This window comes from Brevibacterium sp., assembly GCF_052105255.1.
GTDB classification, from domain to species: Bacteria; Actinomycetota; Actinomycetes; order Actinomycetales; family Brevibacteriaceae; genus Brevibacterium; species Brevibacterium linens_B.
Genome location: NZ_JBQDYQ010000004.1, coordinates 104,232 through 116,606, shown reverse-complemented (window position 1 = coordinate 116,606; position 12,375 = coordinate 104,232). Strand labels below are relative to the sequence as shown.

Sequence of the window (12,375 nt, the reverse complement as noted above, 5' to 3'; positions counted from 1 at the left end):
GGGCGCTGGGTCGGGTCTCAGCCGACCGCGCCTTCCATCTGCAGTTCGATGAGGCGGTTGAGTTCGAGGGCGTACTCCATCGGGAGCTCACGTGCGATGGGCTCGACGAAGCCGCGCACGATCATCGCCATCGCCTCGGTCTCCTCCATGCCGCGGGACATGAGGTAGAAGAGCTGATCCTCACTGACCTTGGACACGGTGGCCTCATGGCCGAGTGTGACGTCGTCTTCGCGGATGTCGATGTAGGGGTACGTGTCCGAACGGGAGACGTTGTCGACGAGCAGAGCGTCGCAGAGGACGTTGTTCGACGAACCTTCGGCACCCGGGTGCACGTGGACGAGTCCGCGATAGCCGGCACGGCCGCCGCCGCGGGCCACGGACTTCGACACGATCGACGAATGGGTGTGCGGAGCGGCGTGGACCATCTTCGCACCGGTGTCCTGGTGCTGCCCCTCGCCGGCGAAGGCCACGGACAGCGTCTCACCACGGGCGTGCTCGCCGGTGAGCCAGATGGCCGGGTACTTCATGGTCACCTTCGAGCCGATGTTCCCGTCGACCCATTCCATGGAGGCGCCCTCTTCGGCGATGGCGCGCTTGGTGACGAGGTTGAACACGTTGTTCGACCAGTTCTGGATCGTCGTGTAGCGGACCTTCGCATCCTTCTTCGCGATGATCTCGACGACGGCCGAGTGCAGGGAGTCGGTCTTGTAGATCGGTGCGGTGCAGCCCTCGACGTAGTGGACCGAGGACCCCTCGTCTGCGATGATGAGCGTGCGCTCGAACTGGCCCATGTTCTCCGTGTTGATGCGGAAGTAGGCCTGCAGCGGGATCTCAACGTGGACGCCCTTGGGGACGTAGACGAACGAGCCGCCGGACCAGACGGCGGTGTTCAGTGCGGCGAACTTGTTGTCACCGGAGGGAATGATCGAGCCGAAGTACTCTTCGAAGATCTCCGGGTGCTCGCGCAGACCGGTGTCGGTGTCCATGAAGATGACGCCCTGAGCCTCGAGCTCTTCGTTGATCTGGTGGTAGACGACCTCGGACTCGTACTGTGCGGCGACGCCGGCGACGAGGCGCTGCTTCTCCGCCTCGGGGATGCCGAGCTTGTCATAGGTGTTGCGGATGTCCTCGGGCAGGTCTTCCCAGGACGTCGCCTGCCCCTCGGTGGAGCGGACGAAGTACTTGATGTCGGCGAAGTCGATTCCGGTGAGGTCGGCACCCCAGTTCGGCATCGGCTTCTTGTCGAACAGGCGCAGGGCCTTGAGCCGACGCTTGAGCATCCACTCGGGTTCGTCCTTGAGCTTCGAGATGTTGCGGACGACTGCCTCGCTCAGGCCGCGTTCCGCGGTCGCGCCGGCGTCGTTCTCGTCGTGCCAACCGTATGCGTACTGCCCGAGGTCTTTGAGCTCGGGATTCGCATCGATGATCCGATTTCCTGTGTCAGTCATCGTGAACCTCCTTGAGGTCGATCATTGCTGTGGATGAGTGGTCTGGTCAGTTCCGAAGTCGGAATGTGGGTGGTGCACACATGGTCGCCCTGCGCCAGCGAGGACAGCCGGCGCACGTCGACGCCGAGGTAGTCGGAGAACATCGCGAGTTCCGCTTCGCAGATCTCCGGGTACTCCGCCGCCACGGCCTGGATCGGGCAGTGTCCCTGGCACAGCTGCATCGCCTCCAACGGGGTCCCGGCCGCAACCGGTGTCGCCGAGGCGGCGTACCCCTCCCGTGTCAGCGCTGCGGCGAGAGCGCGTGAGCGTGACGCCACTGTGGTGCCGCCGCGCTTCTCGAGCTCCGGTCCGAGGCGGTCCCGCAGACGGCCGACGAGGTCTTCGGTGAAGTCCTCCACGGCCGACTTGCCGTGCTTGTGCTCCATGAAGCGCAGGATGTTCACGGCCAACTCGTCGTAGGAATGACTGACCGAATCGTGTCCGGCCGTCGTGACCACATAGTGCCGGGCCGGTCGGCCCCTGCCCGCCTGTTTGCCGGCGAGTTCACGGACCTCGATGAGGCCCTCGATCTCCAATGCGTCCAGGTGACGACGGATCGCCGCGGGAGTCAGCTCGAGGGCTTTGGCCAAAGATGAAGCAGTGATCGGCCCTTCGTCGAGCACCGACTGGAAGACCTTCTGCCGGGTGCGGCGATCTTCCGTGTCGTTTGCAGCCATAATCCACCTCCTTGACTAACACAACAATATTGTTGCGTAATTTGTTTCGTAAAACTAGGTGAGCCTAACCACCGCTCGATCGGGCGCCCGCCGCCTGCGGTTTCGACACCCGTTTCGACGCGTCGTAGAATAGCCTGGTGTCATCTCCGGCCCTGACCATCCGCGGTCTCCAATTCTCCTACGGCACCCACCGTGTCGTCGACGGAATCGACCTCACGGCCGAGACCGGGTCCGTCCTCGGCGTCCTCGGACCCAATGGCGCGGGCAAATCCACGACCATCTCCCTGGCGGTGGGCACCCGCCGTCCCGATGGGGGCACGGTGGAGATCTTCGGCCACGACCCCGTCACCGCCCACGCCACGACCTCGCAGCTGGCCGGGGTGATGCTCCAGGACGGCGGACTGCCGATGAGCTCGAAGCCGCTGCAGGTGCTTCGCCATCTCTCCTCCCTCTATGAGAACCCTCTGCCGGTCGACGAACTCGCCGAACCCCTGGGCCTCCACGACTTCGCGGGACGCACGATGCGCCGACTCTCGGGCGGACAGAAGCAGCGGGTGGCGCTGGCTGCAGCCCTCATCGGTCGGCCCCGCCTGGTCTTCCTCGACGAACCCTGCGCCGGCCTCGACCCCCAAGCTCGTGAGGTCGTCCACAGCTTCATCCGAGATCTCGCCGACCGCGGAGTCGCCGTCGTCCTCACCACCCACGACCTGACCGAGGCCGAGGAGCTCGCCGACGAGGTCGTCGTCATCGATCGCGGACGGATCATCGCCCAGGGAGCGCCCGAGGAGCTGCGCAGCGCCTCCGCCGGGTCGCGGGCGCTGACGATCCGGCTCGACTCCCCCGCCCCCGCCGCTCTCGTCGATCGACTCACCGAGCTCGGTCCCGCCTCGGCGCAGGGCGCCCTGATCATCATCGACGGAGCACCGACGGCGAGCCAGATCGCGGCCGCGTGCACGGCCATCGCCGAGGCGGGCAGACAGATCACGGACATCGGCATGCAGAGACAGTCCCTGGCCGACGTCTTCTTCGAACTGACCGGGAGGCCGCTGCGATGACAGCCGCACGCATCATCTCGCAGACGAAGTTCGAGACCCTGTCCGTTCTGCGCAACGGCGAACAGCTGCTGCTCTCGGTCATCTTCCCCCTGGGCCTGCTCGTCTTCCTCGCGAAGACTCCCCTGCTCACCGGCCTCGGAGTCATCGACGCCGGGGCCGATCCGCTGTCGATCGCCGTCCCCGCAGCGCTGAGCCTGAGCCTGGCCTCCAGCGCATTCACCGGTCAGGCGATCGCGACCGCCTTCGACCGCCGCTACGGAGTGCTGCGGCAGCTGGCGACGACTCCGCTGGGGACGAACGGACTCATCCTCGGCAAACTCGGCGCCGTCATCGTCGTCGTCCTCATTCAGTACGCACTCGTCTTCGCCGCGGCGGCGATTCTCGGCTTTCGGGGTCCCGTCGACGTCCTCGGACTCATCCTGACCACACTGCTGGGCACCGCAGCGCTGCTCTCACTCGGTCTGCTCATGGCCGGCACCGTCCGCGCCGAGGCGACCCTGGCGGCGACGAACCTCATCTGGGTGCTCATGGCAGGCGTCGGTGGCCTCGTCCTCGCACATCCGGGAGAATGGGGAACGGTTGTGGGCTACCTGCCCTCCGGTGCGCTCGGCGACGCCATGCGGTCCGCCATCGGAGACGGCGGCACAGACATCAAGGCAATCATCGTGCTCCTGGTATGGGGGCTTGTGGGAACGCTTACGGCACGCAGGTGGTTCCGTTTCGAATGAGGAGTGAAGTGGTCACGAAGAAGATCCGCATCGCCGCTTGGGCCATGCTCATCGCCCAGGCAGGGATCATCCTGACCGGCGGAATCGTCCGGCTCACCGGCTCGGGGCTCGGCTGTACGGACTGGCCGAAGTGCACCCCGGATTCCCTGGTGTCCACCAGCGAGATGGGCATCCACGGCGCCATCGAGTTCGGCAACCGCCTGTTGGCTGTGGCGCTGGCGCTCCTCGGCGTGTGCATTGCGCTCATGCTGTGGAGGGTTCGGAAGCAGCGCCCGGATCTGTTCTGGCTCAATATCGGACTGCTGGCCATCGTGCCGGTCCAGGCCGTCGTCGGCGGAATCACCGTGTGGACGAAGCTCAATCCCTGGGTCGTCGCCGGACACTTCGTCCCCTCGGCCGTCGCCGTCGGCGTCGCCGCCTACTTCGTCCGCCGCACCTACGACACCGGCGTGCGGCTGGGCACGAAGGCCCCGGCTCCGCTGCCGGCATTGGGCTGGATCATCCTCGGCCTCACCGCGATCATCGTCGTCTTCGGCGTGCTCACCACCGGGGCCGGGCCCCATTCGGGTTCGACGATCTCGACCCGCAACAACCTCGACAACATCTGGGTCACCCGTTTGCATGCCGCGCCGGTGTGGCTGCTCGTCGTCGCCACGCTCTCTGCGCTCGTCGTCGCGCGGAAGAAGGCACAATCGGCGATGGTCGCTCCGCTGACCGTGCTGCTCATCGTCGAGGTCGTCCAGGGCGTCATCGGCTACGTCCAATACTTCCTCGGTGTTCCCGAACTGCTCGTGGCCTTACACATGGTCGGCCTGTCGGCTACGATTGCGGCAAGCGTTGCCGTCCTCGACAGCGCATACCCGAGGCACACCGATGTCAGTCCCGATCGTTCCGTGTCTGTGGTTCCCTGACTGCGCCGAGGAGGCCATGGAGTTCTACTGCTCCATCTTCCCCGACTCTTCCATCCTCTCCATCGAACGCTATCGGGACGAATCCCTCGACGAACACTTCGAGGGGATGAGCGGGAAGGTCATCAGCGGCCGGTTCGTCCTCGGCGGCACAGAGTTCATCTGCCTCGACGGCGGACTGGTGTTCACGTTCAACGAAGCGATCTCACTGACCGTCGAATGCGCCGACCAGGCCGAGATCGACCACGACTGGTCACATCTGTCGGCCTCTCCCGAGCACGAACAGTGCGGCTGGCTCAAGGACCGCTACGGAGTCAGCTGGCAGATCATTCCCGCGAACCTCGGCGAGCTGATGACCGGTCCGGCACGGACTCAGGCACTCATGCAGATGAAGAAGATCGTCATCGACGACCTCGTGAACGCCGGCTGAGAATTTGCGTTCCGACCCGAAGCGCAAGGCACAGACGTACAACGGCCCAACTTGAGCTGGATAGCACTGTTTCAAATCTGTGCTATCCAGCTCAAACTGGGCCGATTGGATCAGCGGGTTCTTCGGCGAGTCACCAGGTCCCGGGGATCAGGGTGGGCACGAACGGGTCGATGGCCACTGCCAGGAAGAGCAGCGACAGGTACGTGATCGACCCGTGGAAGACCTTCATCGCCTTGAGAGACGTGCCGTCCTTGCCCTGCTTGGCCCGGGAGACCAGCGAGTAGCACGACCACAGGAACCAGGCTCCGGCGCCCACGGCCACGATCGTGTAGACCGGACCCATCGGAGCGATGGGAATGAGTGCGAGTGAGCAGGCGATCATCGCCCACGTGTAGAGGATCATCTGCCGGCCGACGGACGTCGGCGGAACCTTCGACGGCAGCATGGGCACGTCGGCGGCGTCGTAGTCGGCCTTGTACTTGATCGCCAGCGGCCAGTAGTGCGGCGGGGTCCAGAAGAAGACGACGAGGAAGAGCAGCACGGGCTCCCAGGCGACTCCCCCGGTCACGGCCGACCAGCCGATGAGCACGGGCATGCAGCCGGCGGCGCCGCCCCAGACGATGTTCTGTGAGGTGCGGCGCTTGAGCACGAGGGTGTAGAAGACGGCGTAGAGCAGGATCGCCGAGGCGGTCAGCCCCGCCGTGACCCAGTTCGTGAATCCGCCGAGCCAGAAGATCGAGCCGATGCCCAGCACGAAGGCGAAGGTCAGCGCAGAGCGGGGACTGATCTCACCGGTGACGAGGGGTCGGTCCTTCGTCCGCTCCATCTTCGCGTCGATGTCGCGGTCGACGTAGCAGTTGAAGACCGAGGCCGAGGCGGCTGCGGCGGCTCCGCCGATGAGCGTATTGACGACGAGCCAGATGTTCGGCATTCCCTGAGCGGCCAGGAACATCACGGGCGCGGTCGTGACGAGGAGCAGCTCGATGACGCGCGGTTTGGTCAGCGCGATATATGCGCTGATGATCGAACGTGGTCGGGTGGAGAGGCTCTGCTCGTCGATGGCCCTCTGCAGAGGTCGTTCACTCTGCTCTTCCCGGTTCTGACGAAGTTTGCTCACGCCCAAGATTCTACCTGTTGTCGAAGTTTTTGCCAGTCGCACGCAGGCGAGTCGAGTCACTGACGATGCGGACGAGGAAGGCCACCGCGGCACACACGGGAGCAAGCACGACGACCTGTACGACGAGCACTGAGATGAAGCTCAGCGAGGCCGACTGCGAATCCGTGCGGAGGAGATTCACATCGACGCACAGGCCGATGATTCCGGCGATGACGGTATAGACGAGGGCGGTCGTCCACACCAGTCCGCCGCGCCGTGCATTGAGCATCACGGCCAGCGCGGCCGCGAAGGGGGTGAGCAGAAGGAGAGTTCCCAACGTCCACAGACCGAGCTCCTCGATGTCGACGCGGCCGCGCAGCGGCTGTGCGATCGCCGACGACACGGACACGGTCGCCATGGCGAAGAACACCGGGCACGCCGTGCCGATCCGGGAGATCAGCCGACGGAGCCCTCTCGTCTGTTCGGCCAGCTCGGCGAGGTCGGGTCGCCTGCCCGTCAGCCATCCGGGTCGACGGTCTCCGCTGTCTGCGACGGCGGCATCGATCATGGGATCAGCCTCTTTGCTCACCCTGTCATCCCTCCAGTCAGGCACGGCCCATTCTCAGTCTCTTCGGCACACCGCAGTTGTTGAATGTCGAACCACAGCTGTGCGCGAGACCACACTTTACCCGTCGGTAGCCTAAATGTCTCGCTCCCTGCCAGCAGGGCAGGTGAACAGGGGCGGCGCTTCAGACGTCCGACGGGTAGAGTTTGAATGCACGCTCTTCAGACGAACGAAGGATCGCTCGACGACATGACAACTCTGTCCTGGACTGAACTCGACAATCGCGCAGTCGACACTGCCCGCCTCCTCGCCGCGGATGCGGTGCAGAAGACAGGGAACGGGCACCCGGGCACCGCCATGAGCCTGGCTCCCATCGCCCACTACCTGTATCAGCACGGACTCACTCACGACCCGGCCGACCCGACTTGGGTCGGCCGAGATCGTTTCGTCCTCTCCTGCGGTCACAGTTCGCTCACCCAGTACGTCCAGCTCTACCTGGCAGGGTTCGGGCTCGAACTCGACGATCTGAAGGCCCTGCGCACATGGGGTTCGCTGACCCCTGGGCACCCGGAGGTCGGCCACACCGCCGGCGTCGAGATCACCACGGGGCCTCTGGGCTCCGGGCTGGCCTCGGCCGTGGGCATGGCCATGGCCGCTCGCCGTGAACGCGGACTCTTCGACCCCGAGGCGGCTCCCGGCACCTCACCGTTCGACCACAACATCGTCGTGCTCGCCTCCGACGGCGACCTCGAAGAGGGAGTCTCCGGTGAGGCCTCATCGCTGGCCGGGACACAGGAGCTGTCGAACCTGCTGGTGATCTGGGACGACAACAAGATCTCCATCGAAGACGACACCGCGATCGCCTTCGGCGAGGACACGGCCGCCCGGTACGCCGCCTACGGCTGGCACGTCCAGCACGTCGACTTCACCGCCGGCGGTGACTACCACGAGGACATCGAAGCCTTCCACGCCGCCGTCGAAGCCGCTCGCGCCGATTCCCGCCCCTCGTTCATCCGCCTGTCCACGATCATCGCCTGGCCGGCCCCGAACGCCCAGAACACCGGCGGATCCCACGGCGCGGCCCTCGGAGAGGACGAGATCCGGGCGACCAAGGAGATCCTCGACTTCGACCCGGAGGCGACCTTCGCCGTCGCCGACGAGGTCCTCGCCCACACCCGTCAGGCCCTCGACCGGGGTCGCGCCGCCCACCTCGAATGGGACAAGTCCTTCGCCGAATGGCGCAGCGCCAACCCGGACAACGCCGCACTCTTCGACCGTCTGTCCAAGCGCGAGCTGCCCGCCGACCTCGACGCGGCCTTCCCGGTCTTCGAAGCCAGCGAGAAGGGGATCGCCACTCGTGCCGCCTCCGGCCAGGTGCTCAATGCGATCGCCGAGACCATGCCCGAGCTGTGGGGCGGCTCCGCCGACCTCGCGGGTTCGAACAACACCCTGGTCAAGGGTGAGCCGAGCTTCCTGCCCGCTCACCGGTCCACCGGTGCCTTCTCCGGACATGAGTACGGCCGCAATATCCACTTCGGCGTCCGCGAGTTCTCCGCCGGTCTCATCGGCAACGGCATCGCCCTCCACGGCGGAACCCGCCCGTACAACGGCACGTTCCTCGTCTTCAGCGACTACCAGCGTCCGGCCGTGCGTCTGGCCGCTCTCCAGCAGCTGCCGAACCTGTTCGTGTGGACGCACGATTCGATCGGCCTCGGCGAGGACGGACCGACCCATCAGCCGATCGAGCACCTCTCCGCACTGCGCGCCATCCCCGGCCTCGACGTCGTCCGACCGGCCGATGCGAACGAGACCGCGGTCGCATGGCGAAAGATCCTCGACCGCACCGACGGTCCCAGCGGACTCGTCCTCACGCGCCAGGCCGTGCCGGTCCTCGACCGTGAGAGGTACGCTCCCGCCTCCGAAGCCGCACGCGGCGGCTATGTGCTCACCGATACCGGCGACCAGCCCGAGGTGGCCATCATCGCCAGCGGTTCCGAGGTCGCCATCGCCCTCGAAGCAGCCGAGACTCTGCAGGCATCGGGCACAGCAGCACGCGTCATCTCCATGCCGTGCCAGGAATGGTTCGACGCGCAGCCAGAGGACTACCGGACCACGGTGCTGCCGCGTACGCTGAGGGCCCGCGTGAGCATCGAAGCCGCCTCGGCGATGAGCTGGCACAAGTACCTCGGCGATGCCGGACGTGCCGTGTCCATCGAACACTTCGGTGCCTCCGCGGACTACCAGACCCTGTACGAGAAGTTCGGCATCACGGCCTCGGCCGTCATCGACGCAGCCAAGGAATCCATCAACGCAGCAAAGGCGGAAGCATGAGTGAACGTCTCCAGCAGCTCAGCGCGGCCGGAGTCTCGATCTGGCTCGACGACCTCTCCCGCACCCGACTCGAATCCGGGGATCTCGCGCGCCTCATCGAGGACTCCTCCGTCGTGGGTGTGACGACGAATCCGACGATCTTCGCGAACGCGATCTCCAGTTCCGACGCTTACGACTCGGCGGTCGCCGAGCTGGGCGCCTCCGGCGCCGATGTGGATGAGGCCATCGAGGCACTGACCACCGCGGATGTCGCCGAGGCGGCGCGCCTGTTCCGTCCGGTCTTCGAGTCCACGGATGGACAGGACGGTCGCGTGTCGATCGAGGTCGCTCCCCCGCTGGCCCACGATTCGCAGGGGACCGTCACCTCGGCGAAGGCCCTGTGGGAACGCGTCGGCGAACCGAATGCGATGATCAAGATCCCCGCCACCGAGGAGGGGCTGACCGCGATCTCCGAGACGATCGCCGCCGGGATCAGCGTCAACGTCACGCTCGTGTTCTCCCTGACCCGCTACCGCCACGTCGTCGAAGCCTTCCTCCAGGGACTGGAGAAAGCCCGCGCCGCCGGTCATGACCTCTCGACGATCCGGTCGGTGGCCTCGGTGTTCGTCTCCCGGGTGGACTCCGAGATCGATTCCCGACTCGACTCGATCGAGGACCCGAGGGCCGCCGAACTCAAGGGCAAGGCGGGCATCGCGAACTGCGTGCTCGCCCATGAGATCCATTCGCAGCTGTTCACCTCCGAACGCTTCCGAGTCCTCGAACTCGCCGGGGCCCGTCCGCAGCGTCTGCTGTGGGCCTCGACCGGAGTGAAGAACCCCGACTACGCCGACACGATGTATGTGACCGGGCTCGTCGCGCCGAAGACCGTGAACACGATGCCCGAACCCACCCTGGAGGCGTTCGCCGACCACGGTGAGGTTGTCGGCCAGATCACGTCCGAGCACTACCGTGCCGCCGACGAGGTCTTCGACGCTCTGGCTCGACTGGGCATCGACTACGCTGAGGTCATGACCGTGCTCGAAGAACAGGGCCTGGAGAAGTTCGATGTCAGCTGGACCGAACTCCAGGACACGATCCGGACAGCTCTGGAGCGCTCATGAGGCTCTCACTCTCTGTTCCCGTCGGCGAGGAATTCGAGGCCGAGGCCGCGCGTCTCATCGACACCGGTCTGGCTTCCCGGCTGAGCGCCAAGGATGCGGAACTGTTCGCCGGAGCCGCCGATGCCGCGGACCGGATGGGCTGGGTGGACCTTCCGCAGCAGGCTGCTGAGCTGCTCGATGAGATCGAGTCCCTGCGGGTGCGTCTGCAGGAGCAGGGTCTGCGCACGATCAGCTTGGCCGGAATGGGCGGATCATCGCTCGCTCCCGAGGTGATGGCTCAGTCGGCCGGTGTCCGACTCGAGATCATCGACTCGACGGATCCCAATCAGGTCGCCGAGGCGATCGGCACCGATCTCGACCACACGGTCCTCATCGTCGCGTCGAAGTCCGGAACCACGGTGGAGACGGATTCGATCCGCCGCAGCTTCGCCGCGGCTTTCGAATCGATCGGTGTCGATCCGGCGTCCAGGATGATCGCGATCACCGATCCGGGAACCGAACTCGAGGCGCTGGCCGCCGATCAGGGCTTCCTTGCGACCTTCCTCGTCGACCCCACGGTCGGCGGACGTTTCAGTGCGCTTTCGGCCTTCGGGCTCGTTCCCGCAGGTCTGGCCGGTGCCGATGTGCGCGGAATCGTCGCAGAAGCCGCCGCTGCCGACGCCGACCTGTCTGCCGACGGTCCGGACAATCCTGCGCTGCGGTTCGGCGCTTGGCTGAGCATCGCTCACGCCCGGACGACAGAGAAGCTCGTCCTCGCCGAGACCGCTGAGCAGCTGAACGGGCTCGGGGCCTGGGTCGAGCAGCTCGTCGCCGAATCCCTCGGCAAGGACGGTCAGGGCATCCTTCCCGTCGTCGTCGACTCCCCCGCCGACATCGGGTTCTCCGATGCACGTGCAGACGCGCTCCTGTGCCTGCTCGGGCCGGCAGCCGATGATTCAGAGCTGGGTGCGCCGTCCGGATTCGAAGCGACGATCACGGGTGGATTGGGCGAGCTGCTCCTGTTCTGGGAATACGCCACGGCGATTGCCGGTTACAGCATCGGGGTCAATCCCTTCGACCAGCCTGATGTGGAGGCGGCGAAGGCACAGGCCAGGCATCTGCTCGACGGACCGGACTCCGGTTCGACGGAGCAGCCGCAGTTCCGTGAGGGTGACATCGACGTTCTCGAGGTCGTCGATGAGGCCACGGATCTCATCGGAGCCCTTGAGGAGCTGTTCTCGCAGGTCGACGAGTACGGGTATGTCGGCATTCAGGCCTACCTCGATCGGATCGCCGATGCCGAGGCTGCGTATCTGCGTCCGCTCGTGTCCACACATGCCGGAGTACAGACAACTTTCGGCTTCGGCCCCCGCTACCTGCATTCGACCGGTCAGTACCACAAAGGCGGTCATCCCAACGGAGTGTTCCTCCAGATCACCGGTGAGGCTCGCACGGACCTGCTGGTGCCGGGACGCGGCTTCGGCTTCGCTCAGCTGCAGCGCGCCCAGGCCGCCGGCGATGCGGCGGTGCTCAGTAAGAAGGGCCGGCCCGTGCTGCGTCTGCATCTGCTTGATCGTGCTCGTGGGCTCGAACAGCTGCGGGAGGCGATCGGGTCGATCAGCCCCCGGCACCACTTCGGTCAAGACTGATCGGCTCCGACCGAGACTGATCAGCCGGAACGATGGGCAGACCACGAACGAGAAGGACCCCGACCGGAATGGTCGGGGTCCTTCTCGTTCGTCTGCTCAGGCGTTGAAGCGGGTGAGGACGCCCAGCAGGATGATGCAGGCCGCCCAGATGATCGCCATGAGCGTCGTGAACCGGTTGAGGTTGCGCTCGGCGACGCCCGAGGATCCCAGCGACGAGGACATTCCGCCGCCGAACATGTCGGACATGCCACCGCCCTTGCCCTTATGCATGAGAATCAGCAGGGTGAGGAAGATGCTCGTGAGCACGAGCAGAGCGATGAGAATGATGTTGAGGATTTCCACGTCGGATTCAACCTATGTTTCGTCGAGT

The 12,375-nt window shown here is 65.5% G+C and carries 12 protein-coding genes; 7 read left to right on the top strand and 5 right to left on the bottom strand.

Features of this window, described 5'->3' with window-relative positions; all coding sequences use genetic code 11:
• Positions 1–17 precede the first annotated feature (17 nt).
• Positions 18–1,448, bottom strand: coding sequence for a Fe-S cluster assembly protein SufB (sufB, locus tag ACTIIH_RS02620; RefSeq protein ID WP_441450319.1), 1,431 nt, complete (start codon positions 1,446–1,448; stop codon positions 18–20).
• The gene (locus ACTIIH_RS02615; protein WP_441450318.1) at positions 1,445–2,164 is read right to left on the bottom strand and encodes a helix-turn-helix transcriptional regulator; all 720 of its coding nucleotides are present in this window, start codon (positions 2,162–2,164) and stop codon (positions 1,445–1,447) included. The genes sufB and ACTIIH_RS02615 overlap by 4 nt, the downstream gene beginning before the upstream one ends.
• A 137-nt stretch (positions 2,165–2,301) precedes the next feature.
• Between ACTIIH_RS02615 and ACTIIH_RS02610 the strand changes: the two genes are divergently transcribed.
• Genes ACTIIH_RS02610 through ACTIIH_RS02595 form a run of 4 tightly spaced genes read left to right on the top strand, consistent with a single transcriptional unit; the run spans position 2,302 to position 5,285 of the window.
• A complete protein-coding gene (locus ACTIIH_RS02610) occupies positions 2,302–3,219 on the top strand; it encodes an ABC transporter ATP-binding protein (protein ID WP_441450317.1) in 918 nt (305 codons plus the stop codon).
• Entirely contained in the window at positions 3,216–3,947 is a 732-nt protein-coding gene (locus ACTIIH_RS02605) for an ABC transporter permease (protein ID WP_441450316.1), read from the top strand. Before ACTIIH_RS02610 ends, ACTIIH_RS02605 begins: the two co-directional genes overlap by 4 nt.
• A gap of 8 nt (positions 3,948–3,955) precedes the next feature.
• Positions 3,956–4,858 (top strand): COX15/CtaA family protein, encoded by a 903-nt coding sequence (locus tag ACTIIH_RS02600; RefSeq protein ID WP_441450315.1) that lies wholly within the window; start codon positions 3,956–3,958, stop codon positions 4,856–4,858.
• 16 nt (positions 4,859–4,874) lie between these two features.
• Positions 4,875–5,285: a VOC family protein gene (locus tag ACTIIH_RS02595; RefSeq protein WP_441450314.1), complete on the top strand. Its 411-nt coding sequence runs from the start codon at positions 4,875–4,877 to the stop codon at positions 5,283–5,285.
• Positions 5,286–5,415: 130 nt separating this feature from the next.
• Here ACTIIH_RS02595 and ACTIIH_RS02590 read toward each other — a convergent pair whose 3' ends face one another.
• Both ACTIIH_RS02590 and ACTIIH_RS02585 read right to left on the bottom strand, forming a co-directional pair.
• On the bottom strand, positions 5,416–6,402 hold the full coding sequence (locus ACTIIH_RS02590; protein WP_441450313.1) for a heme o synthase: 987 nt from the start codon (positions 6,400–6,402) through the stop codon (positions 5,416–5,418).
• 10 nt (positions 6,403–6,412) lie between these two features.
• Positions 6,413–6,970: a hypothetical protein gene (locus ACTIIH_RS02585; RefSeq protein ID WP_441450312.1), complete on the bottom strand. Its 558-nt coding sequence runs from the start codon at positions 6,968–6,970 to the stop codon at positions 6,413–6,415.
• Positions 6,971–7,195: 225 nt separating this feature from the next.
• Between ACTIIH_RS02585 and tkt the strand changes: the two genes are divergently transcribed.
• Genes tkt through ACTIIH_RS02570 form a run of 3 tightly spaced genes read left to right on the top strand, consistent with a single transcriptional unit; the run spans position 7,196 to position 12,005 of the window.
• Positions 7,196–9,277 (top strand): transketolase, encoded by a 2,082-nt coding sequence (tkt, locus tag ACTIIH_RS02580; protein ID WP_441450311.1) that lies wholly within the window; start codon positions 7,196–7,198, stop codon positions 9,275–9,277.
• Positions 9,274–10,377: a transaldolase gene (gene tal / locus ACTIIH_RS02575; RefSeq protein ID WP_441450310.1), complete on the top strand. Its 1,104-nt coding sequence runs from the start codon at positions 9,274–9,276 to the stop codon at positions 10,375–10,377. Before tkt ends, tal begins: the two co-directional genes overlap by 4 nt.
• Positions 10,374–12,005 carry a glucose-6-phosphate isomerase gene (locus ACTIIH_RS02570; RefSeq protein WP_441089962.1) on the top strand — a complete coding sequence of 544 codons (1,632 nt, stop codon included), beginning with the start codon at positions 10,374–10,376 and terminating at the stop codon, positions 12,003–12,005. The genes tal and ACTIIH_RS02570 overlap by 4 nt, the downstream gene beginning before the upstream one ends.
• Positions 12,006–12,101: 96 nt before the next feature.
• Here ACTIIH_RS02570 and secG read toward each other — a convergent pair whose 3' ends face one another.
• Entirely contained in the window at positions 12,102–12,347 is a 246-nt protein-coding gene (gene secG, locus ACTIIH_RS02565) for a preprotein translocase subunit SecG (protein ID WP_152346380.1), read from the bottom strand.
• Positions 12,348–12,375: the final 28 nt, after the last annotated feature.